General features: G+C 70.7%; 22 protein-coding genes. 13 read left to right on the top strand and 9 right to left on the bottom strand.

Annotated features, from left to right (window positions below; translation table 11 throughout):
* Positions 1–185 precede the first annotated feature (185 nt).
* Both ABTX78_RS32410 and ABTX78_RS32405 read right to left on the bottom strand, forming a co-directional pair.
* Positions 186–1481: a DUF3152 domain-containing protein gene (locus ABTX78_RS32410; RefSeq protein ID WP_352210355.1), complete on the bottom strand. Its 1296-nt coding sequence runs from the start codon at positions 1479–1481 to the stop codon at positions 186–188.
* A gap of 9 nt (positions 1482–1490) precedes the next feature.
* The gene (locus ABTX78_RS32405) at positions 1491–2456 is read right to left on the bottom strand and encodes an alpha/beta fold hydrolase (RefSeq protein ID WP_352210354.1); all 966 of its coding nucleotides are present in this window, start codon (positions 2454–2456) and stop codon (positions 1491–1493) included.
* A 123-nt stretch (positions 2457–2579) separates the two neighbouring features.
* On the opposite strand from ABTX78_RS32405, the gene ABTX78_RS32400 reads away from it, so the two are divergent.
* The 4 genes from ABTX78_RS32400 to ABTX78_RS32385 all read left to right on the top strand — a co-directional run bounded on the left by ABTX78_RS32400 (position 2580) and on the right by ABTX78_RS32385 (position 4406).
* The gene (locus ABTX78_RS32400; RefSeq protein ID WP_352210353.1) at positions 2580–2807 is read left to right on the top strand and encodes an Rv3202a family protein; all 228 of its coding nucleotides are present in this window, start codon (positions 2580–2582) and stop codon (positions 2805–2807) included.
* A gap of 145 nt (positions 2808–2952) precedes the next feature.
* Positions 2953–3594 carry a TetR/AcrR family transcriptional regulator gene (locus tag ABTX78_RS32395; RefSeq protein ID WP_313944261.1) on the top strand — a complete coding sequence of 214 codons (642 nt, stop codon included), beginning with the start codon at positions 2953–2955 and terminating at the stop codon, positions 3592–3594.
* A gap of 145 nt (positions 3595–3739) precedes the next feature.
* Positions 3740–3967, top strand: a complete 228-nt coding sequence (locus tag ABTX78_RS32390) for a DUF3107 domain-containing protein (protein WP_313944262.1) — start codon at positions 3740–3742, stop codon at positions 3965–3967.
* A gap of 169 nt (positions 3968–4136) precedes the next feature.
* Entirely contained in the window at positions 4137–4406 is a 270-nt protein-coding gene (locus tag ABTX78_RS32385; RefSeq protein ID WP_352210352.1) for a hypothetical protein, read from the top strand.
* Positions 4407–4467: 61 nt separating this feature from the next.
* Here ABTX78_RS32385 and ABTX78_RS32380 read toward each other — a convergent pair whose 3' ends face one another.
* Positions 4468–5193, bottom strand: a complete 726-nt coding sequence (locus ABTX78_RS32380) for a ferritin-like fold-containing protein (RefSeq protein ID WP_352210351.1) — start codon at positions 5191–5193, stop codon at positions 4468–4470.
* 515 nt (positions 5194–5708) lie between these two features.
* Here ABTX78_RS32380 and ABTX78_RS32375 point away from each other — a divergent pair.
* Both ABTX78_RS32375 and ABTX78_RS32370 read left to right on the top strand, forming a co-directional pair.
* The gene (locus tag ABTX78_RS32375) at positions 5709–7544 is read left to right on the top strand and encodes a DEAD/DEAH box helicase (protein WP_352210350.1); all 1836 of its coding nucleotides are present in this window, start codon (positions 5709–5711) and stop codon (positions 7542–7544) included.
* 129 nt (positions 7545–7673) lie between these two features.
* Entirely contained in the window at positions 7674–8543 is an 870-nt protein-coding gene (locus ABTX78_RS32370; protein WP_352210349.1) for an alpha/beta fold hydrolase, read from the top strand.
* A gap of 103 nt (positions 8544–8646) precedes the next feature.
* On the opposite strand, the gene ABTX78_RS32365 is transcribed toward ABTX78_RS32370, so the two are convergent.
* The gene (locus ABTX78_RS32365; RefSeq protein ID WP_352210348.1) at positions 8647–9546 is read right to left on the bottom strand and encodes an NYN domain-containing protein; all 900 of its coding nucleotides are present in this window, start codon (positions 9544–9546) and stop codon (positions 8647–8649) included.
* 184 nt (positions 9547–9730) lie between these two features.
* Between ABTX78_RS32365 and ABTX78_RS32360 the strand changes: the two genes are divergently transcribed.
* Positions 9731–9883, top strand: coding sequence for a DUF8834 family protein (locus ABTX78_RS32360; protein ID WP_313944268.1), 153 nt, complete (start codon positions 9731–9733; stop codon positions 9881–9883).
* 119 nt (positions 9884–10002) lie between these two features.
* Here the strand turns inward: ABTX78_RS32360 and ABTX78_RS32355 are convergent, their stop codons facing one another.
* The 3 genes from ABTX78_RS32355 to ABTX78_RS32345 form a co-directional block, all read right to left on the bottom strand.
* Complete coding sequence (locus tag ABTX78_RS32355) at positions 10003–10608, bottom strand: MarC family protein (RefSeq protein ID WP_352210347.1); 606 nt, start codon at positions 10606–10608, stop codon at positions 10003–10005.
* A gap of 116 nt (positions 10609–10724) precedes the next feature.
* The gene (locus ABTX78_RS32350) at positions 10725–11600 is read right to left on the bottom strand and encodes a PHP domain-containing protein (protein ID WP_352210346.1); all 876 of its coding nucleotides are present in this window, start codon (positions 11598–11600) and stop codon (positions 10725–10727) included.
* A gap of 167 nt (positions 11601–11767) precedes the next feature.
* A complete protein-coding gene (locus ABTX78_RS32345; RefSeq protein WP_352210345.1) occupies positions 11768–12406 on the bottom strand; it encodes a DUF6758 family protein in 639 nt (212 codons plus the stop codon).
* A 166-nt stretch (positions 12407–12572) separates the two neighbouring features.
* Between ABTX78_RS32345 and ABTX78_RS32340 the strand changes: the two genes are divergently transcribed.
* Positions 12573–13805, top strand: a complete 1233-nt coding sequence (locus ABTX78_RS32340) for an MFS transporter (protein ID WP_352210344.1) — start codon at positions 12573–12575, stop codon at positions 13803–13805.
* Between the two features lie 70 nt (positions 13806–13875).
* Here ABTX78_RS32340 and ABTX78_RS32335 read toward each other — a convergent pair whose 3' ends face one another.
* On the bottom strand, positions 13876–14475 hold the full coding sequence (locus ABTX78_RS32335; protein ID WP_352210343.1) for a suppressor of fused domain protein: 600 nt from the start codon (positions 14473–14475) through the stop codon (positions 13876–13878).
* A gap of 462 nt (positions 14476–14937) precedes the next feature.
* Here ABTX78_RS32335 and ABTX78_RS32330 point away from each other — a divergent pair, with 462 nt between their 5' ends.
* Together ABTX78_RS32330 and ABTX78_RS32325 are read left to right on the top strand one after the other, a co-directional pair.
* Positions 14938–16053, top strand: a complete 1116-nt coding sequence (locus tag ABTX78_RS32330) for a magnesium and cobalt transport protein CorA (protein WP_352210342.1) — start codon at positions 14938–14940, stop codon at positions 16051–16053.
* Between the two features lie 13 nt (positions 16054–16066).
* A complete protein-coding gene (locus ABTX78_RS32325) occupies positions 16067–16606 on the top strand; it encodes a hypothetical protein (protein WP_352210341.1) in 540 nt (179 codons plus the stop codon).
* An 87-nt stretch (positions 16607–16693) separates the two neighbouring features.
* Here ABTX78_RS32325 and ABTX78_RS32320 read toward each other — a convergent pair whose 3' ends face one another.
* Positions 16694–17482, bottom strand: a complete 789-nt coding sequence (locus ABTX78_RS32320; protein WP_352210340.1) for a hypothetical protein — start codon at positions 17480–17482, stop codon at positions 16694–16696.
* Between the two features lie 187 nt (positions 17483–17669).
* Here ABTX78_RS32320 and ABTX78_RS32315 point away from each other — a divergent pair, with 187 nt between their 5' ends.
* The 3 genes from ABTX78_RS32315 to ABTX78_RS32305 are packed head-to-tail and all read left to right on the top strand — an operon-like array spanning position 17670 to position 20695.
* Positions 17670–18929, top strand: coding sequence for a magnesium transporter MgtE N-terminal domain-containing protein (locus ABTX78_RS32315; protein WP_352210339.1), 1260 nt, complete (start codon positions 17670–17672; stop codon positions 18927–18929).
* A complete protein-coding gene (locus tag ABTX78_RS32310) occupies positions 18922–19518 on the top strand; it encodes a DUF1003 domain-containing protein (protein WP_352210338.1) in 597 nt (198 codons plus the stop codon). Before ABTX78_RS32315 ends, ABTX78_RS32310 begins: the two co-directional genes overlap by 8 nt.
* Before the next feature lie 43 nt (positions 19519–19561).
* Positions 19562–20695, top strand: a complete 1134-nt coding sequence (locus ABTX78_RS32305) for an Mrp/NBP35 family ATP-binding protein (RefSeq protein ID WP_352210337.1) — start codon at positions 19562–19564, stop codon at positions 20693–20695.
* Positions 20696–20736: the final 41 nt, after the last annotated feature.

The following is a 20736-nucleotide window of genomic DNA, read 5'->3' as shown; positions in this document are numbered from 1 at the left end:
CGTGACCGGGGGGGGGGGGGGGGCGCGAGGCGGGTGCGCCCCCCCCGCCACTGGAAGGGGTGAATACACGTAACTTCCACACCCCGATAGCGTTCCGTCGCGCTACAAGGGCTTTCCGTCACGGAGAGTCAGGCTGCGGCCATCTCTCATCGCGGAGCGCCGGGCGTGCCACGGCCGCCGCGCCCTCAACCGCCGGGATACACCCAGGGGTTGGGCCGGCACTCGACGCCGTTGATGTTCAGCGACTTCGTCTGCTGCTGCATCACCGGGGCGAGCTCCCCGGCGGTCCGGCAGTTCACATGACCGTGCCCGAGGCGGTGTCCGACCTCGTGGTTGATGAGCATCTGGCGATACGGGAGCATCGCCTTCGCGCCGTACGTCGACGAACCCTGGGCCCACCGGTAGGCGTTGATCATCACGCGCTCGGTCGATGCCGAGTCGCAACTGACGTTGTCGACCGAGGTGTCCAGATCCGACTTGGCGCACCAGACGTTCGTGGTGCCGGGGCTCGCGAGCGTGATGACGAACTCCGGCTTGCCGGACGAGATCCGCTCGAAGGTCATCGCGCCGCCGTGCGCCCAGCTCCGCTCGTCGTTCAGGGTCCGCTGCACCGCGTCGGCGAACAGGCCGCCGTCCAGGCCGAGTCCCTTTTCGATGTCCACCCGGTAGCGGATCTTGCGGCCCTTGCCGGGTGCCTGCTGGAGGCCCGGGACCGCCTCGAACGAGCCGTCGGCGGTCAGCTTCGGGTCCATCTGGAACTGCGTGGCCATCAACTGCGCGTAGGTCACGGGCGCCGCGGGCTTCGCCTGCTCGGCGGGCGGCCGCACCTGCCGGTTCTGGGAGCGCGAGGCGGAACCGTCGCTGTCCCGCTGCTCACCGGAGGCCGCGGCATCGGCCTTGTCGGCACCGTCGGAGGCGACCTGGCCGGCCACCACGACGGCGAGCACCGTGGTCACCGCAGCCGCGGCGATCCCGGTGAAGGCGCGCCCCTTGCCGCCTTTGGGCCGCTCTTCGTCGGGGGTCCCGGCATCCGCCGGTCCGGCCCCTGTGTCCTGGTCGTACGCGTCGCCCCAGGTGGTGACGGAGGCGTAGGCGTCCTGGCGCCCGCCGTGCCGCGGCTCATCGAAGGCCTCGACGAAGTCCCGGCGCGGTCCGGGAATGCGGGCGGCCGTCGCCGTACGCGGGAAGGACTGCGGGCGCTGTACGCCGGGAGTGCCCTGCCGGTTTCCGTAGTCCTGCGGACCGCCCCAGGCGCCGCCGGCCTCACGCTGTTCGGGATGGCCGCCGCGCGTCTGCGCCGCCCCCTGGCCCGCGGGCGCGTGCTCGGTCCCGGACAGGCCTCGCCTGCGCCGTCCGCTGCCGGGACCCGATGGCACGGGCTCCAGTTCGCCGGTGTCGTAGGCACCGCTGTCGTATGCGCCGGACCCGCGGCCCGGACCTGAGCCCTTGGGTGCGGGGCTCTTACGGCTGTGTCGTCCCACGGCCCCGGATCAGCTCCTACCGCAGTCGTCGAGCAGTTCCCGAACGGCCTGGGCGACCGTCTCCGGGTACTCCATCATGGCAACGTGTCCCGCGTCCGGCAGAGTCAGCAGCCGGGAGTCGCGGAACGCCGCCGCCGCCCTGCGGGCCATCCGGAAGGACACGAGCTGGTCCCGCGCGCCGTACACCAGAAGGGTCGGCGCGAGGACCCGCTCCGCCTGCCGCCACAGTCCGTGCTGGCCGCCGAGCGTGTAGGCGTCGACGATACCCCGCGCCGAGCGGGCCATCGCGTCCCAGAAGTACGGCAGTTGTACCCGGCGCTCCATCTCCTGCACCGCGTTGTGCAGGGCTTCGTCCGAGACGCGGGTGGGGTCTCCGTAGCAGAGCGCCATCACACCCCTGGTGCGCTGTTCGGCCGTCCAGTCCTTAGACCAGTGGCGGAACAGCCGCGCCACGCCCGGCAGCGCGAGCAGGGCGGTGGGCACCGCCGAGCGCTGGACCCGCAGTTCGGGCAGCGCGGGCGAGACGAGGGTGAGGGTACGCACAAGATCGGGTCGCACGGCCGCGACGCGGGTGGAGACCGCGCCGCCGAGGGAATTGCCGAGGAGGTGCACCGGGCCCCGGCCGGAAGCGTCGAGGTGGCGGATGACCGCGCGGGCATGTCCGGTCACCGAGTAGTTGCCGTCGTCCGGCGGCGGTGAGTCCCCGAAGCCGGGCAGATCGAGCGCCTCGCCGTCCACGACGTCCTCGAGCAGTGGCATCAGGCCCGACCAGTTCTGCGAGGAACCGCCCAGCCCGTGCACGTACAGGGCAGGCGGCAGCCCGGTGCGCGCCGGCGGCCGGGATCTCACGGTGAGAGTGAGCCCGGGCAGAGAGACGGAGCGGAGTTTTTCCCCGTCCGCCACCCGCACGGCCGCGACCTTGGGGTCCGCCGCGGCTGCGACGGCCTGAACGCCCGGAAGCTCGGTCGAAGACATGCGGCAATGTTACGAGACGATCACACCGCGGTTCATGTGTTCGGCGTCACACACCGCATAGCGCTGCCCAGAACTACCTCCTAGGCTCGGAGGAAAGCACCTCTCCAGGGAAAGCGGTGCCCCATGTCCGACGACCCGACCGAACCGGAAACGTTCGAAGACGATGACGTTCCGGAACTGGACGAGGAGGTCCCCGAGGCCGACGCCGCGGAGCAGTACACGCCGGTGGACCCCGAGGACGCCGATGATCCACTGCCGCACCCCGGGCTGGACCCGGTGGAGGAGGTGAACGAGGCCGATGCGGTGGAACAGGCCCGTGTCGTCCCCCTCGACGAGGACGACTACCGGTGAGGTGACCCCCTTTGCCCCCGAATAGGAAGCTACCGCGAGTGTCCGGTCCGTGAAATTCTGCGTCCGCAGCACGCACAGCCGGGTTACCCAAAAGTACGATGGCGGCGCGGCGCACAGCGCGCACGGAACGATTTTGGGAGGCGGCGTGACAGCCATCGAGCAGACAGAGGCGGCGCGCCCGCGAGGCACGCGTCTGCCACGCCGAGCCCGCAGGAACCAGCTCCTGGGCGCCGCCCAGGAGGTTTTCGTCGCCCAGGGCTACCACGCGGCCGCCATGGACGACATCGCCGAGCGGGCGGGCGTCAGCAAGCCCGTGCTCTACCAGCACTTCCCGGGCAAGCTCGAGCTCTATCTCGCGCTGCTCGACCAGCACTGTGAATCGCTGCTGCTCGCGGTCCGTACGGCGCTCGCGTCGACGTCGGACAACAAGCAGCGCGTGGCGGCCACCATGGACGCCTACTTCGCCTACGTCGAGGACGAGGGCGGCGCCTTCCGGCTGGTCTTCGAGTCGGACCTGACCAACGAGCCCGCGGTGCGCGAGCGCGTCGAGCGCGTCTCGCTCCAGTGCGCCGAGGCCATCTCGGACGTGATCGCCGAGGACACCGGGCTGTCGAAGGACGAGTCGATGCTGCTCGCCGTCGGCCTCGGCGGTGTCTCGCAGGTCGTGGCCCGGTACTGGCTCGCCAGCGCGTCCGACATCCCGCGGGACACGGCGGTGCAGCTGCTGACCTCGCTGGCCTGGCGCGGCATCGCGGGATTCCCGCTGCACGGCGCGGAGCAGCACTGAGCGCGGAGCGCCACCGGCGCACGGGCGGGGGTGTTCGCTCCTGGCGTTCACCGGCGGCGTCTGACCGGTCCGCTCGCCGGGCTAGTGTGTGCTGCGTACGGCGCGGCTGACCGCGCACTCACTGACCGTTCGGAGGGACATAGCCGTGGAGGTCAAGATCGGCGTGCAGCACGCGCCCCGGGAGATCGTTCTGGAGAGCGGGCAGTCCGCCGAGGACGTCGAGCGCGCCGTGGGAGACGCGCTGGCCGGCAAGGCGCAGCTGCTCAGCCTCTCGGACGACAAGGGTCGCAAGGTCCTGGTGCCGGCCGACCGTATCGCCTACGTCGAGATCGGCGAACCGGCGGCACGGCGGGTGGGGTTCGGCGCGCTCTAGAGCGTCGCCGTCCACCGGCAGCACGAGTGAGAAGGGCCCGGCGGGTTTCCCGCCGGGCCCTTCTCACTGCCTGCTCATCAGCCTTCCGCGGAGGGTTGTTCTGCGTGGTCACCGGGTAGGACGGGCTACGACCGCGTAGCCCGTACCGACGTCCGCGAGGTGATCAGCAGTGTTGATGGAAGCGCTCGGTTCGGTTCTGCTCGGACTCGCCCTCGCGTGGGCCGCCGACCGCCATCTGTCCGACCGTCTTCCGGCCCGCCGCGTGGTCTTCGCCTCGGGTCCGCTCGGCGCACTCTTCGGCGCCTATGTGACGCATTCCGCGCTCGGCCCCGGCCATCTGCCCGCCACGCTCGTCGGCGCCGTGCTGATCGCAGCCGTGCTGCTCTCGCTGCTGATCCGGCCGTCAGGACGCAGGCTTCGTCGCGCTTTCCCCCTCTGAGAGAACGCGGGCGGGCGGCCGGACCGGGCCGGCCGCCCCGGAAGCCGTGATGTCCGGCACGTCAGGCCGCGAGGCCCAGCGCGGCCATCCGCTTGGTGTGCGCCTTGGTGATCCGGGAGAACATCTCGCCCACCGCCGCCAGGTCGAAGCCGTCCGCGACACCGCCGACGAGCATCGTGGAGAGCGCGTCGCGGTCCGCGACCACGCGCTGCGCCTGTGAGAGCGCCTCCCCCATCAGCCGCCGCGCCCACAGCGCGAGCCGCCCGCCGACGCGCGGTTCGGCCTCGATGGCGGCGCGCACCTTCTCGACGGCGAAGTTGCCGTGGCCCGTGTCGTCGAGGACGGCGAGCACGAGCGCGCGGGTGTCGGAGTCCAGATGGGCCGCGACCTCCCGGTAGAAGTCGGAGGCGATCGAGTCGCCGACGTATGCCTTGACCAGGCCCTCCAGCCAGTCGGACGGCGCCGTCTGACGGTGGAAGTCGTCCAGGGCCTGGGCGAAGGGCTCCATGGCCGCGGTCGGCTCGGCCTCGACGGCCGTCAGCCGGTCACGCAGCCGCTCGAAGTGATGGAACTCCGCGGACGCCATCTTCGCCAGCTCCGCCTTGTCGCCGAGCGTGGGCGCGAGCTTCGCGTCCTCGGCGAGCCGCTCGAAGGCCGCGAGCTCGCCGTACGCGAGTGCTCCGAGCAGATCCACCACGGCGGCGCGGTACTGCGGGTCGGCGGACGCCGTGGCCCAGTCCTGGGCGGCGATTCCGGTGTGTTCAGTGGCGTTGTCAGGCGTCTCCATGGAGCGCACAATAGCCCGCCCCACAAGGGGCGTAAGGGGCTGGTCAGCCATGCCGCGATCCCGGTTCCCGTGAATTCACCCAACACACATGCGCGAATCCGGGGTACAGTGGTAATGCGCCTGCTGAGCGTTTTGAGTACTCGGTGGGCGATCGCAGTGTTTGACTGAGGGATTGACTTCCCTCTGACCCCTTGTGGATGCCCGGTCGGTGGCACGATCGGCTCCGAACCGACCGCCCTCCGCGCGGACCGTGCGCAGAATCGCGCACGACCGCAGATGAGGGGCCCCCTCAGCGGTACGACGCTCGAGCGACGGCAGTGGTCCCGCACCATCCGGCCAACCCACGGCCGGTCCCAGTACCCCCGGTGCGGTACGACCCCCGTCGTTCGCCTCGTGCCGCGTCTCACAGAAGAGGCAGCACCCTGACTACGACTTTCCGGGATCTCGGGATCCTTCCCGAGACCGCCGAGGCCCTCGAAGCCGTCGGCATCCTGTCCCCGTTCCCCATCCAGGAGATGACGCTCCCCGTCGCGCTCTCCGGCAGCGACGTCATCGGCCAGGCCAAGACCGGCACCGGCAAGACGCTCGGTTTCGGCCTGCCGCTGCTGGAGCGCGTCACCGTCCCCGCGGACGTCGAAGCGGGCCGGGCGAAGCCCGAGCAGCTCACCGACGCCCCCCAGGCGCTCGTGGTGGTTCCCACCCGCGAGCTGTGCACGCAGGTCACCAACGACCTGCTGACCGCCGGCAAGGTGCGTAACGTCCGCGTTCTCGCCATCTACGGCGGCCGTGCCTACGAGCCGCAGGTCGAGGCCCTCAGGAAGGGCGTCGACGTGATCGTCGGCACCCCCGGACGGCTGCTCGACCTGGCCGGCCAGAAGAAGCTCGATCTCTCCCACGTACGGGCGCTCGTGCTCGACGAGGCGGACGAGATGCTCGACCTGGGCTTCCTGCCCGACGTCGAGAAGATCATCCAGCAGCTGCCGGCGAAGCGCCAGACGATGCTGTTCTCGGCGACCATGCCGGGCGCGGTCATCGGTCTCGCCCGTCGCTACATGTCGCAGCCCACCCACATCAGCGCGACCTCGCCCGATGACGCGGGCGCGACCGTGGCGAACACCACGCAGCGGATCTACCGCGCGCACTCCATGGACAAGCCGGAGCTCGTCTCCCGGATCCTCCAGGCCGACGGCCGGGGCCTGGCGATGATCTTCTGCCGTACCAAGCGCACGGCCGCGGACATCGCCGAGCAGCTCGCCCGTCGTGGCTTCGCCTCCGGCGCGGTCCACGGCGACCTGGGCCAGGGCGCGCGTGAGCAGGCGCTCCGGGCGTTCCGCAACGGCAAGGTGGACGTCCTCGTCTGCACCGACGTCGCCGCTCGCGGTATCGACGTCGAGGGCGTGACGCATGTCATCAACTACCAGTCGCCCGAGGACGAGAAGACCTACCTCCACCGCATCGGCCGCACCGGCCGCGCGGGTGCGAAGGGTACGGCCGTCACGCTCGTGGACTGGGACGACATCCCTCGCTGGCAGCTGATCAACAAGGCGCTGGACCTGGGCTTCCCCGACCCGCCGGAGACGTACTCCACGTCCCCGCACCTGTTCGAGGAGCTGGGCATTCCGTCGGGCACGAAGGGCGTCCTCCCCCGCACCGAGCGCACCCGCGCCGGTCTCGCGGCGGAAGAGGTCGAGGACCTGGGCGAGACCGGCGGGCGTTCCCGCAGGTCGGCCGCCGCGGCCACGGCCACGGTCACCGAGGAGCGCCCGCCGCGCACGCGGACCCCGCGCCAGCGCCGTCGTACGAGGGCCGGTGAGCCCGCGCCGACGGACGAGGCCCTTTCCCCGTCGGCTCCGGCGGCTCCCTCGGAGCAGTCCACCGAGCCCCGCACGCCGAGGCGTCGTCGTCGCACCCGTGTGGGTGCGCCGGCGGAGTCCGTCGAGCAGGTCCGCACGCCGGTCACCACGGTCCCCGAGGAGCAGCCGGAGGCCGAGGCGGAGAGCAAGCCGCGCCGCCGCCGGTCCCGCGCCATGAAGACGGTGGACACGGTGGAGGCCGTCGAGGCGACCGAGGCCGAGGCCGAGCCCCGCCGCACCCGCGCGGCGAAGGCCACCGTCGTCGAGGACGTCGTGACCGCCGAGGCACCCGCGGCCGAGACCAAGCCGCGCCGTCGCACCCGCGCGGCGAAGACCGTGGACACGGCGGCAGCCGTGGAGACGGCCGAGGCCGAGGTCAAGCCGCGCCGCACCCGTGCGGCGAAGGCGGTCGCCGTCGCCACCGAGGCTCCGGTCGAGGAGGCCGCGGCCCCGCGCCGTCGCACCCGCACCCGGAAGGCCGCTCAGCCCGAGAGCTGACACAGCCCGCTCCGTACGGCCCGGCCCCTTCTGGGAGCCGGGCCGTCGGCGTTCTCCGGTCGTGTGCACGGAAGCCGGGCGATATGCCCCCGCAACGCGCCCGGCACCCACCGCAGTTAACCTCGTCGCATGAGCCGGCCCCCCACCTTCGTCCCGCCGCCCTGCGCCCGGTCCCGCGTCCTCGCCACCTCCCGCGGGGACTTCGCCGTGCTCGACGCCCGGCCGGACGGCGGCGCGGTCAGGGGAACGGCTCTCCTCCTGCCCGGCTTCACGGGGAGCAAGGAGGATTTCATCGTCCTTCTGGAGCCCCTCACCGCCGCCGGCTACCGCGTCGTCTCCGTCGACGGGCGCGGCCAGTACGAGAGCGAGGGGCCCGCCGAGCAGGAGGCCTACGCGCAGGAGGCACTGGCGCGCGATGTGCTCGCCCAGGCGGAGGCCGTCCGAGAGGGGGACGCCGGCGACGGCTCCCTGCACCTCCTCGGCCACTCGCTCGGCGGACAGATCGCCCGGGCCGCCGTGCTGCTGGACCCCTCGCCGTTCCGCACCCTCACACTGATGTCCTCCGGGCCCGCGCGGATCAGCTCCGGGCAGCGGGAACGGGTGAAGCTGCTCAGCGACGCACTCGCGGTCATGCGGATGGAGCAGGTCTGGGAGGCGATGAGGACTCTCGACCCTCCGGTCGACACGGACACCGACCCGAAGAACGGCGAGGACCTGCGGCGCCGCTGGCTCGGCAACAATCCGCTGCAACTGATCGCCACGGGCGGTCAGCTGACCCGTGAGCCGGACCGGGTGGACGAACTGGCCGCCCTGCGAACGCTTCCCAAGCATGTGCTGAGCGGGGAGACCGACGACGCCTGGCCCGTACCTCTCCTCGACGCGATGGCGGAGCGCCTCGGCGCCCACCGGACGGTCATCGCGGGGGCGGAGCACTCTCCCAACACCGACCGCCCGCAGGAGACCGCGGCGGCGATCAGGGCCTTCTGGGACCGGCACTGAGGGAACTCGGCACTGAGGGGTCTCGATGCCGAGGTGACCGCGCCCGTGCGGCTTCAGTACGAGGACTGGTTCAGTACGAGGACTGCTTCAGTACGGGGACTCTTCAGTACTGGGACTGAAGGTGCTGCCAGAACCCGTCCCGCAGGGCCCGCCGCAGTACCGCGTGCCCGCGCAGTGACCGCTGGAGCACCCGCTCGGCCTCGATCAGCAGGTCCTGGTCCACCGGACCGGGCAGATAGGGATGGCCCGGGAGCAGCTCGGCCATGGGCTCGCGGCCGCGCTCGGCCAGCCAGGTCGCCGCGAGCTGGGCCCCGACGAACCGCACCTCGTCGCGTGAGGGCGGCGGCGCTCCCTCGTTCTCGTACGTCGTGACCGGCCGGCGGGTGATGTAGGGCCGGCAGAAGTCCAGGTCGAAGGTGCGCTGACTGTCCACCTCCCAGAGCAGCGGCTCCGCCTGGTTGCGTCCGTCGGAGCCCTCGATGCCCCACAGATGGACGCGGGCGCCGTAGCCCTGCGCCGCTTCGACCGCCGACACGAGGTCCTCGTCACCGCCCACCAGCGCCGCGTCGCTGATCGCCCGGTGGCGTGCGAGCGACTCCAGATCCGTACGGATGAGGGAGTCGACGCCCTTCTGCTGGTTGTTGGCGTTGAGGTTGCCCAGCCGCACCTTGACGTCCGGAAGCTCCGCGATCGACTGCTGCTCCGCGGTGTGGATCCGTCGGCGGGCGCCGTCGTACCAGTAGACGCGCAGCAGCCGGCTGTCGGCGAAGATCGTGCGGGCCTTGTCGATGAAGGCCTCGATGAGTCCTTCCGCGTCCAGGTCGAAGGAGCGCCGGTCCTCGGTGCCCGCCACAAGCAACCCGGCCGCAGCATAGACGTAACCCGCGTCGACGAAGATGGCATGTGTGGACGGGGTCTTCGCGACCTCGGCGAGCATGCGATGGAGCAGCTCGTTGGTGCGCTCCAGGCGGGCGCCGATCTCGTTGATCTCTGCGTCGTTCATACGGAACTCATTCTCCGTGGGCCCGCCCGTACCTGCCAGTAGTTAGGCATCCGAAAATTTTCCTTAGCGTAGGGAATGTTTGAAGGGTGCACGAGGGTTGTAGACGTACAGAACACGAACGAACACAGACGGGTATCCGTCGCCAGCAGTTCTCCAGCAGGAGGATCAGACGAAGGGAGAAGCCATGCGCTTCGAAATCATGCGACTCGACGACGTCACCGGCACCGCCGTGGACAGCACCGTCGTGGACGCCGCCTCCGTCAACCGGATCGTGCAGCAGGCCGCAGCGACTGGCCAGCGCATCTACATCCGCCCGGCAGAAACCGCGGCCCTGTAGGCCACACGGCAGGGCCGGCGCAGTACCGAAGACGCAGACGCAGCGCCCCCGTACGGATGATCCGTACGGGGGCGCAGGTGTGTGCGGGGGCTGCCGGCGCACGACGCGTGCGGTGCGTCTCAGGAGCTCTGGATGACCTGGGTGATGCCGTTGATGATCTGCTGCACGGCGATCGCGGAGAGCATCATGCCGGCCAGTCGCGTCACCAGGACGACACCGCCGTCCTTGATCAGTCGGATGATCACCAGTGAGTAACGCATCGTCAGCCACAGCACCACGTGCATCGCGACGATCGCCGCCCACACCGAGACCTGCTGTGACGCGCCGTCGGCGTGCTGCACGGCGAGAATCACCGAGACGATAGCGCCGGGGCCGGCCAGCAGCGGCATGCCGAGCGGTACGAGCGCGACATTGACGTCCTTGGTCTGCTTCGGCTCGTCCGTCTTCCCGGTCAGCAGGTCGAGCGCGATGAGCAGCAGGAGCAGACCGCCCGCGATCATCAGGGCGGGGACGGAGACATGCAGATAGTCCAGGATCTGCTGACCCAGGAGGCCGAAGACGGTGATCACGCCGAAGGCCACGGCGACCGCCTGCCACGCCATCCGGCGCTGCACCTTGGCGGGCCGCCCGGAGGTGAGGGCGAGGAAGATCGGGGTGATCCCGGGCGGATCCATGATCACGAAGAGGGTCAGGAAGAGGGAGCCGAAAACGGCAACGTCGAACACGGTGAGGCCTAGCGGGAAGAGGGGTGGAACAGAGGGAAGGCAGGGAGAGGGTCTGCGCCGTGCGGGCCGGTCGGCGCGCCACGCAGCACGCTCCGAACGACAGGGAGCGGCAGAGCCTAGAGGCGTACTCCGCCGGCGCCGGGCACCGGGAAGGCACCGGTCGCCCGCCGCGTGATCTCCCCGTAGATCTCCGGGTCGGTCGTGAACTCGCCGAGCACGCAGGCCTTGCGGCTGCCGTGGTAGTCACTCGATCCCGTGGTCAGCAGCCCCAGCTCGGCGGCAAGTCCCCGCAGGCGTACACGGGTGGGCTCGTCGTGGTCCATGTGGTCGACCTCGATGCCGTCGAGACCGGCGGCGGCCAGTTCGGCTATCGCCTTCTCCGGCACCGTACGGCCGCGCTGGGCCGCGGCGGGGTGCGCGAACACGGCGACTCCCCCGGCTGCCTTGACCAACTGGATCGCCCTGAAGGGGTCCAGTTCGTGCTTGGTGATGTGCGCCCGGCCGCCGTCGGCGATCCACTCGGGGGTGAAGGCGTCCGAGACGGTCGGCACGACACCGAGCTCGACGAGCGCGGAGGCGATGTGCGGCCGCCCGACGGAGCCCTCTCCGGCGATCCGCGCGACCATGTCCCACTCGACGGGCACGCCGAGCTCCTGGAGCTTGGTGACCATCGCCCGGGCACGCGGCACCCGGTCGTCACGTACGAGCTCGCGCTCGCGCAGCAGATCCGGCTCGTCCGGGTCGAAGAGGTACGCCAGCAGATGCAGACTCACCCCGTCGAGGGCGCAGGAGAGCTCCGCGCCGGTGACCAGGGTCAGCCCCCCTTCAGGGAGCGTGTGGAGCGCGGCGATCGCCTCGGCGTGCCCGCGGGTGCTGTCGTGGTCGGTGAGTGCGACGACGTCCAGTCCGGCGGCAGCGGCCTTGTGGACCAGCTCGGCCGGGGTGTCCGTGCCGTCCGACGCCGTGGAGTGGGTGTGCAGATCGATGCGCACGACGCGAGCTCCCGGGGTGGTGGGCGGACAGGGGACGGTCAAGTGTATCGGGCGTTCGAACACCCTCCGGACGGGTGCGGGCCGGCCCGGACCCGGCCGTCAGCCGTGCACGTGACGCGCGTCCGCGGCCGTCGTCCGCGCGACCGGGGCACCCGCGACACGCGTCCTCACGACAGCAGCCGCGGTGACAGGGCTCCGCACGGCAGGAGTTCCACTTCCGCGCCCGCGTCACGCAGGTCGGTGAGCACCAGTTCGTCGTACATCAGCAGCCCGGTCTGCTCGGGCCAGACGATCGCCCAGAGCCACAACCCGCGTGCCTCGCCCGCGAAGACGGCCCGGTCGTCGGGTGCTCCCGCGACATGCCACAGCGGCGTCGGCCGGCCGGCCGCGAGCACCTTGGCCTGCGGAGGCTTCTCCACGCTGATGCAGTGGCCCGGGTCGGGGCCGTCGACACCGGCATAGCGCGCCCCGAGTCCGACGCCCAACTCCTCGGCGACCAGCAGCAGTTCACCCAGTCCGCCGAGCGGGCCCGGCCCGGAGCAGGCGACGGCGGTGGCCCGCCCTCCGCTGCGGTCGTCACCGGCGTAGGCCACGCCGCTGAAGAGCCAGCCGACGGGCAGCGGCCATGGCATCCAGACGGGAACCTTCGCGCGGTGCACCACCACACCCAGGGCCTCGACACTGGGCGGGATCACCGGCTGCAGCGGGTGGACCGTGCCGTGCACATCACACTGCCAGGAGTCGGCGAAGAGACCGGGCGCCCTGACCCGGCCACCACACTTCGGGCAACTGGGTTCGCCCCTCATACAGCCCAACGGTCCTACCCGGCAGTCCCGCCGTCAAGGACGATCACCGGCTCGGCGTGTGCTTCCACCCGAGAAAAGTAGATGCATCTTGCATTCATTAGGTTGGCTAACCTATTATGTGTACGACACAACAATCTGTCCGAAGAAGCTTGCAGAGGAGCTGTCCATGCGTGGAGAGGATCCGTTCGACGAAGGGGCGCCCAGTATCCTGCGCCAGCCCAAGGCCGTCTGGGCGACGGCGGGCGCATCGGTGGTGGCCTTCATGGGCATCGGCCTGGTGGACCCGATCCTGCCGTCCATCGCCAAGGGACTGGAGGCGACGCCCAGCCAGGTGTCGCTCCTGTTCACCTCGTACTTCCTCATCACCGCCGTCGCGATGCTGGTGACCGGCTTCGTCTCCAGCCGTATCGGTGGCCGCAAGACCCTGCTCGCCGGGCTGACACTCGTCATCCTCTTCGCCGCCCTGTCCGGGACCTCCGGCTCGGTCGGCGAACTGGTCGGCTTCCGGGCCGGCTGGGGACTCGGCAACGCCCTCTTCGTCTCGACCTCGCTCGCCGTCATCGTCGGCGCCGCCGCCGGCGGCAGTGCGGCGGCGATCCTGTTGTACGAGTCGGCGCTCGGCCTCGGCATGGCATGCGGACCGCTGCTCGGCGCCGTGCTCGGCGACGCCAGCTGGCGCTACCCGTTCTTCGGCACCGCCGCCCTGATGGCCGTCGGATTCCTGTGCATCGCGGCGTTCCTGAAGGAGCAGCCCACACCGGCACGCAAGACGTCGCTGCTCGATCCCCTCAAGGCACTCGGCCACGGCGGGCTCGCGTCCGCCGCCGCGTCGGCGTTCTTCTACAACTACGCCTTCTTCACGGTGCTGGCCTTCACGCCGTTCGTGCTCAACATGAGTCCGTACAAGTCCGGAGCGGTGTTCTTCGCCTGGGGTGTGCTGCTCGCGGTCTTCTCGGTACTGGTCGCGCCGCGGCTCCAGCGCCGCTTCGGCTCGCTCAAGGTGCTGGGCGGGTCTCTCCTGCTGCTCGCCGCGGACCTCGTGATGCTCGGTTACGGCAGCCACACCGCGGCCGTCGCCGGCACGATCGTCTCCGGCGCCTTCATCGGCCTGAACAACACCGTCTTCACCGAACTGGCGCTCGGAGTCTCGGACGCGCCGCGACCGGTGGCCAGCGCCGGGTACAACTTCGTCCGCTGGTTCGCCGCGGCAGCCGCGCCCTACTTCGCGCCGAAGATCGAGGAATGGACCGACATTCACATCCCGTTCGTGGTGGCCGCCGTCGCGGCGGTGATCGGCGCGGGCATCGTGTGGGTACGGCGCACGTCCCTCAGCCACAAGGCGGAGGAACTCCAGCCGGTGCACGCCACCCAGGACAGCGTCACGGTCTTCGCCAACTGACGGCCGGGCACCAACCACTTCCGGAACCCCTTGCCTGACATCGGCTCAGGAAGGTGCCCGGTAGCGGGGTTCAGTCCAGCGGTACGGACCTGCGCAGCGGATCGCGCAGGTCCGTACCGTGCGTCAGCCACCGCTCCTGAAGTTCCTGCGCCCCGTGCACCCGCTTCCAGGCCGCCTCGTTCGATGTCATCGGCAGCACCGGAAGGAAGCGCACCGGGTCCATCGGGTCGGCCAGTTCGAGATCCTCCACCAGGCCCCCGGGCTCGCCCACCAGCACCGAACCGAAGGCCGCCGAGGTCCACAGGGGTTCACCGACGTCCAGCGAGGCGCCGGGCGCCACGACGACACCCTCGACCTGGGGGGACGCGGCCAGTACGGCGAGGGGCCGCAACACCTTGTCGGTGTCGGCGAGCCCGGCCCGGACGGAGAGGATCAACTCGGCGCGCGGGCCCTTCACCGGGTCGGCCAGCGCGGCCGTGGGATCGGTCATCGGATGGGCGGACATGCCGAGTGTGGCGTATCGCACGACGTCCCCTCCGTCGTGGTCCTCGCTCCGGAACCTCAGCACCTCGATACGGTCCGTACCCAGGAACGTCACCGCCGCGCGGGCGTCCGGCTCACCGAGCGCCGTACGCAGCCGGGCCTCGACCAGATCAAGAACTTCTCCCATGCGGCGAGCATAAAGCGCCTGTGGAACGGGCAAAACCACGGATTGACCCTGGGGCGGCTGATAGTCTTGGCCGCTGGTCGGGGACGGCACGCAGACGGGGTGACGCCCGCGCGGAGCTCTGGGAGCGTTGCTCTCCAGTCCCCGATGTCATGACTGTCCCTCACGGGGGACCGGCCGGAGGAGGTGGGGCTGCGGTGGATCGAAGTCGATCGTGCAGTACCAACCGCTCTTCCGCACCGTGTGTCTCCCCGGCGACCTGCGTCTCCTGGGCGATCTGAGGCCTCACCGCAGCGGCCCCACGGCACTTCGCACGACGGAAGAGCACTTCGTTTTTGCCTGTCTGTAGCGAACGCCGTCACCGCGACCACGCGGTGCCGCCCGCTTTGCGGACGTACGCATCACGTCCCCATTCCGGGCTGTGCCACGCCACTCGCCGACGGCCTCTCCGTGAAGGAGCAAGCCATGTCGATGATCCGTGACCTGCGCGCCGCGGTCCGTCCGTCCCTGCGCAAGAGCAACGCCCCGTACAACACGTACGACACCACGCGGGACCCCTCCGCCTCGAGCGCCGTCGTCGACTGCGCGGTCTACCGCGACGGGAGGCGGCTGGAGACCGACGCCTGCCAGACACCGCACGAGGCCATGCTCCGTGTGCGGGAGGGCGGCGGCTTCGCCTGGATCGGGCTGCACGAGCCGACCGAGGCCGAATTCGCCGGTATCGCGGCCGAGTTCGGACTGCACCCCCTCGCCGTCGAGGACGCGGTCCACGCCCACCAGCGGCCCAAGCTGGAGCGGTACGACGACACGCTCTTCACCGTCTTCAAGACCATCCACTACGTCGAGCACGCCGAACTCACCGCGACCAGCGAGGTCGTGGAGACCGGCGAGGTCATGTGCTTCACCGGTCGGGACTTCGTCATCACCGTCCGGCACGGCGGCAAGGGCTCGCTGCGTGCGTTGCGCCACGGGTTGCAGAAGGACGCCGAGCTGCTGGCGAAGGGCCCCTCGTCGGTGCTGCACGCCATCGCCGACCATGTCGTCGACGGGTACATCGCGGTCGCCGGCGCGATGCAGGACGACATCGACGAGGTCGAGATCGATGTCTTCTCGGCGCCCGACAAGGGCAGCCCGCGCGGCAGCGACCCCGGGCGGATCTACCAGCTCAAGCGCGAGGTACTGGAGTTCAAGAGGGCCGTGTCGCCGCTGCTGCGGCCGATGCAGCTGCTCAGTGAGCGCCCGATGCGGCTGATCGACCCGGACATCCAGAAGTACTTCCGTGACGTCGCCGACCACCTCGCCCGGGTGCAGGAAGAGGTCATCGGCTTCGACGAGCTGCTCAACTCGATCCTCCAGGCCAATCTGGCGCAGGCGACAGTCGCCCAGAACGAGGACATGCGCAAGATCACCTCGTGGGCGGCGATCATCGCCGTGCCGACAGCGGTCTGCGGGGTGTACGGCATGAACTTCGACCACATGCCGGAGCTGCACTGGAAGTACGGCTACGCGATGGTGATGACGGGCATCATCGGCGTCTGTCTGGCCATCCACCGCACCCTGAAGCGCAACGGCTGGCTGTAGATAGGCTGCGGGCATGACCGAACCTTCCGCCCGCACCACCGGGGACGTCGCACTCCCCGACCGGGCGCTCGTCGAGGAAGCCACCAAGAAGTCGGGCCTCGTCTGGGTCCGGGGCCGAGGTCCCGCGCGGGCGCTCTGGCACGTCTGGCACGAGGGTGCCCTGCATCTCGTGGGCGACGGGCCCGGCGAGCAGCCGCTGCCGCAGCTGGTGGACGGGGGTGCGGCCGAGGTCACCGTGCGCAGCAAGGACAAGGGCGGGCGGCTCGTCGTGTGGACGGCCGCGGTGTCCGAGCTGGAGCCGCACGCGCCGGCGTGGGAAGCGGCGGTCGCCGAGCTCAAGGGCAAGCGGCTGAACGCGCCGGACGCGGAGGCGATGACGGAGCGGTGGGCGCGCGAGTGCCGTGTCCTGCGACTCGAACCGCGCGCCGCGACCACGGACCTGCCGTCCACGTCGCTGGCGGAGCCGCCGCTCCCGACCCCGGCGACGACCCGTCGTCCGGCGCCTGCCGGGCTTCCGCGACTGCTGGTCGGCCGCAAGAAGAAGCGCGGCTGAGAGCTGCCCCGGGGCCCGGGGCGCGTCCCTCCCGCTGGGCCCGGGCAACCCGCACCGCAAGCCGCCCGGCCGTCGGCCGCCCCGGCCTCAGTCGCCGGAGGAGTCCGACTGGTTGTTCGTCTTCGGGAGCTGGCCGCCGTAGTCGACCGTCTCCTCCTTCGACGGCGCCTCGAGCGGGAAGTCCTTGCCCCAGTCCCCGAGCGTCAGCACACCGGCCCCGCCGGCCCGCGTGAACTGAAGGGGATAGGGCTCGCCCTCCAGGGAGACGTCGAGCGTGCCGCCCGCGCCCTCCCCCGCCGTCACCTTGATCGCGCGGACGCCGCCGACCTTCGTACGGTCGCCCTTGCTCAGCTCGCCCTGCATCCCGAGGAGTCCCTCCAGCAGGACGTCCATGTCCGTGAAGCCGCGGAACTGGTTGTACGCGGGGTCGCCCTCGGGGACCTTCACGTACTTGTCGTCGAGTTTGTCCGCCGCCTCGTCGCCCGTCTCGCCCGGCTTCGCCTCGCCCTTGCCGCCCTCGGGGTTCCAGAAACCGGCGTCGGCCTTCAGATAGAGCGCCTTGCCGATCCTCAGCAGTTCGAAGGTGTTGTCCTTCGAGGTGACGGAGCCGGTGCCGCCGCCGTGCTTGAGGCGCATGTTCAGCTTGTAGGTGCCGCCCTTGCTGACGAGGGTGCCCGACAGCCGTACGGCCGTCGCAGCGTCCGCCGCGGTCTTCGCCTTCGTCTCGATCTCGGCGGCGGAGAGCTTGCCGATTCCGTTGGTCCCCGCGTCGGGGTCCTCTCCTCCGCAAGCCGTGAGCGCCATGGTCAGTCCGGCGCACACCGCCACGGAGAGCACGGCCCTGCGAGCCTGAGGAACCGGGGGGAGGAGAGTCACCGGCGCACTGCCTCTCATCTGCTTGTCATGGGTGGCAGACGGCAGCGTACCTGTGCGGAGCGGGCCGCTCCGCAGGGAGCCGTACGGACGTCGGCCAGGGGCGGCACGCATCGGTACGGGCTAGCCTGAAGCCCACGATCAGCGGTGATACCCGGCGAAATCCCGGCGAGCGAGGAGGGCGGAGACGGTGGCAGGCGCCCCTCGGATCTTCGTGTCCCACCTCGCGGGCGTGCCCGTCTTCGACCCGCAGGGCGACCAGGTGGGCCGGGTGCGCGACCTCGTCGTGATGCTGCGGGTGGGGCGGCGGCCGCCGCGGCTGCTCGGTCTGGTCGTCGAGGTGCTCAGCCGCCGCCGGATCTTCCTCCCGATGACCCGGGTCACCGGCGTGGAGTCGGGACAGGTCATCACCACCGGCGTACTGAACGTGCGCCGGTTCGAACAGCGGCCCACCGAGCGGCTGGTGCTCGGCGAACTGCTCGACCGCCGCGTACAGCTGGTGGACAGCGGCGAGGAGGTCACCGTCCTCGACGTCTCGATCCAGCAGCTGCCCGCCCGGCGCGACTGGGAGATCGACAAGGCGTTCGTCCGCAAGGGCAGGGCAGGGGCGCTGCGGCGCAGAGGAGAGACCCTGACCGTCGAGTGGTCGGCGGTGACCGGCTTCTCGCTCGACGAGGACGCGCAGGGCGCCGAGAGCCTGGTCGCCACCTTCGAGCGGCTGCGCCCGGCCGACCTCGCCAATGTGCTGCACCATCTGTCGCCGAAGCGGCGTGCGGAGGTCGCCGCGGCCCTCGACGACGACCGGCTTGCCGACGTGCTGGAGGAGCTGCCGGACGACGACCAGATCGAGATCCTCGGCAAGCTCAAGGAGGAGCGGGCCGCCGACGTGCTGGAGGCCATGGACCCGGACGACGCGGCCGACCTGCTCTCCGAGCTGCCCGAGGAGGACCAGGAGCGCCTGCTCACCCTGATGCGGCCGGACGACGCCGCCGATGTGCGCCGGCTGCTGTCGTACGAGGAGCACACGGCCGGCGGACTGATGACCACGGAGCCGATCGTGCTGCGGCCGGACGCCACGGTCGCCGACGCGCTGGCCCGGGTACGCCAGCAGGACCTCTCGCCCGCGCTCGCCGCGCAGGTGTACGTGTGCCGCCCGCCGGACGAGACGCCGACGGGCAAGTACCTCGGCACGGTCCACTTCCAGCGGCTGCTGCGAGACCCGCCGTTCACCCTGGTCAGTTCCCTCGTCGACAGTGATCTGCCGCCGCTGTCGCCGGACACCCCGCTGCCGGCCGTCACCAGCTATCTCGCGGCGTACAACATGGTCGCGGCGCCCGTCGTCGACGAGGGCGGTTCGCTGCTCGGTGCGGTGACCGTCGACGACGTCCTGGACCATCTGCTGCCGGAGGACTGGCGGGAGACGGAGTTCGAGGAGTCCGCCCATGGGTAGCGGCGGCGAGTCCGGGCTCGGAGAGCGCGGCGACACGAAGGAGCGGCTGCCGTCGGGAGCGAGCGCCACGCCCCGCCCGCGGGTCCGGCTCGATCAGCCCCGCGCGCCGCGGCGCGCTCTGCTGCCGGAGTACGACCCGGAGGCATTCGGCCGGTTCTCCGAGCGGATCGCGCGCTTCCTGGGCACCGGACGGTTCATCGTCTGGATGACGGTGATCATCATCATGTGGGTGGTGTGGAACGTCAGCGCGCCCGCCGGTCTGCGCTTCGACCCGTACCCCTTCATCTTCCTGACCCTGATGCTGTCCCTCCAGGCCTCGTACGCCGCTCCGCTGATCCTGCTGGCGCAGAACCGCCAGGACGACCGCGACCGGGTCACCCACGAGCAGGACCGCAAGCAGAACGAGCGGTCGATCGCGGACACCGAGTACCTCACCCGGGAGATCGCCGCCCTGCGGATGGGCCTCGGCGAGGTGGCCACCCGCGACTGGATCCGCTCGGAACTCCAGGACCTCGTGAGGGACATGGAGGAGCGTCGCGTCGTATTCCCGTACGAGCGCGGCCCGGGGCGTGACGAAAGCGACCGCTGACGGCCTTACCGGCGGTGGTGGTCAGCGCCGTACCATCATCGGTATGGCTACGGAAGACGCGGTGCTTGAGGCACTGGCGACGGTGAACGACCCCGAGATCAACCGACCGATCACCGAACTCGGCATGGTCAAATCAGTCGGGATCGAGGCGGACGGCGCGGTCGCGGTCACGGTGTACCTCACCGTCTCCGGCTGCCCGATGCGCGAGACGATCACCAAGAACGTGACGGACGCGGTGGCCCGCCTCGACGGTGTCACCCGCGTCGACGTCACGCTGGACGTGATGAGCGACGAGCAGCGGCGCGATCTCACGTCGTCGCTGCGCGGCGGCACGGCCGAGCGTGAGGTGCCGTTCGCCCAGCCCGGCTCGCTGACCAGGGTGTACGCGGTCGCCTCCGGCAAGGGCGGTGTCGGCAAGTCCTCCGTGACCGTGAACCTGGCGGCCGCGATGGCGGCCGACGGACTGAAGGTCGGTGTCGTGGACGCCGACATCTACGGTCACTCGGTGCCCCGGATGCTGGGCGCCGACGGCCGTCCCACCCAGGTCGAGAACATGATCATGCCGCCGTCCGCGAACGGCGTGAAGGTCATCTCGATCGGCATGTTCACCCCGGGCAACGCCCCGGTGGTGTGGCGCGGCCCGATGCTGCACCGCGCGCTCCAGCAGTTCCTCGCCGACGTGTACTGGGGCGACCTGGACGTCCTGCTGCTCGATCTGCCCCCGGGCACCGGCGACATCGCGATCTCGGTGGCGCAGCTGGTACCCAACGCGGAGATCCTGGTGGTGACGACCCCCCAGCAAGCCGCGGCCGAGGTCGCCGAGCGGGCCGGTTCGATCGCCGTCCAGACCCATCAGAAGATCGTCGGTGTCGTCGAGAACATGTCGGGCCTGCCGTGCCCGCACTGCGACGAGATGGTCGACGTCTTCGGCAGCGGCGGCGGCCGGCGGGTCGCCGAGGGCCTGACGAAGACCACGGGCGCGACCGTGCCGGTGCTGGGTTCCATTCCGATCGACGTACGCCTGCGTGAGGGCGGCGACGAGGGCAAGCCCGTCGTGCTCACCGACCCCGACTCCCCCGCGGGCTCCGCCCTGCGCGCGATCGCGGGCAAGCTGGGCGGCCGTCAGCGCGGCCTGTCGGGCATGTCGCTGGGGATCACCCCGCGGAACAAGTTCTGAGCGGTCCGGCGGCGGGTGGGCCCGCCGCCGGAGGTGCCTGA

The organism is Streptomyces sp. NPDC096193 (assembly GCF_040302905.1).
Classification (GTDB): domain Bacteria; phylum Actinomycetota; class Actinomycetes; order Streptomycetales; family Streptomycetaceae; genus Streptomyces.
Note: the sequence above shows the minus strand (reverse complement) of the source record. Positions and strands in the feature narration are given on the sequence as shown.

What these genes read in the sequence shown, in the direction of transcription:
- ABTX78_RS32360 (WP_313944268.1), top strand. Translation starts at nt 9,731, where the DNA reads ATGCGCTTCGAAATCATGCGACTCGACGACGTCACCGGCACCGCCGTG.
- ABTX78_RS32380 (WP_352210351.1), bottom strand. Translation starts at nt 5,193, where the DNA reads ATGGAGACGCCTGACAACGCCACTGAACACACCGGAATCGCCGCCCAG.
- ABTX78_RS32370 (WP_352210349.1), top strand. Translation starts at nt 7,674, where the DNA reads ATGAGCCGGCCCCCCACCTTCGTCCCGCCGCCCTGCGCCCGGTCCCGC.
- ABTX78_RS32335 (WP_352210343.1), bottom strand. Translation starts at nt 14,475, where the DNA reads ATGGGAGAAGTTCTTGATCTGGTCGAGGCCCGGCTGCGTACGGCGCTC.
- ABTX78_RS32400 (WP_352210353.1), top strand. Translation starts at nt 2,580, where the DNA reads ATGTCCGACGACCCGACCGAACCGGAAACGTTCGAAGACGATGACGTT.
- ABTX78_RS32310 (WP_352210338.1), top strand. Translation starts at nt 18,922, where the DNA reads ATGGGTAGCGGCGGCGAGTCCGGGCTCGGAGAGCGCGGCGACACGAAG.
- ABTX78_RS32340 (WP_352210344.1), top strand. Translation starts at nt 12,573, where the DNA reads ATGCGTGGAGAGGATCCGTTCGACGAAGGGGCGCCCAGTATCCTGCGC.
- ABTX78_RS32305 (WP_352210337.1), top strand. Translation starts at nt 19,562, where the DNA reads ATGGCTACGGAAGACGCGGTGCTTGAGGCACTGGCGACGGTGAACGAC.
- ABTX78_RS32345 (WP_352210345.1), bottom strand. Translation starts at nt 12,406, where the DNA reads ATGAGGGGCGAACCCAGTTGCCCGAAGTGTGGTGGCCGGGTCAGGGCG.
- ABTX78_RS32330 (WP_352210342.1), top strand. Translation starts at nt 14,938, where the DNA reads ATGTCGATGATCCGTGACCTGCGCGCCGCGGTCCGTCCGTCCCTGCGC.
- ABTX78_RS32375 (WP_352210350.1), top strand. Translation starts at nt 5,709, where the DNA reads ATGACGCTCCCCGTCGCGCTCTCCGGCAGCGACGTCATCGGCCAGGCC.
- ABTX78_RS32365 (WP_352210348.1), bottom strand. Translation starts at nt 9,546, where the DNA reads ATGAACGACGCAGAGATCAACGAGATCGGCGCCCGCCTGGAGCGCACC.
- ABTX78_RS32405 (WP_352210354.1), bottom strand. Translation starts at nt 2,456, where the DNA reads ATGTCTTCGACCGAGCTTCCGGGCGTTCAGGCCGTCGCAGCCGCGGCG.
- ABTX78_RS32325 (WP_352210341.1), top strand. Translation starts at nt 16,067, where the DNA reads ATGACCGAACCTTCCGCCCGCACCACCGGGGACGTCGCACTCCCCGAC.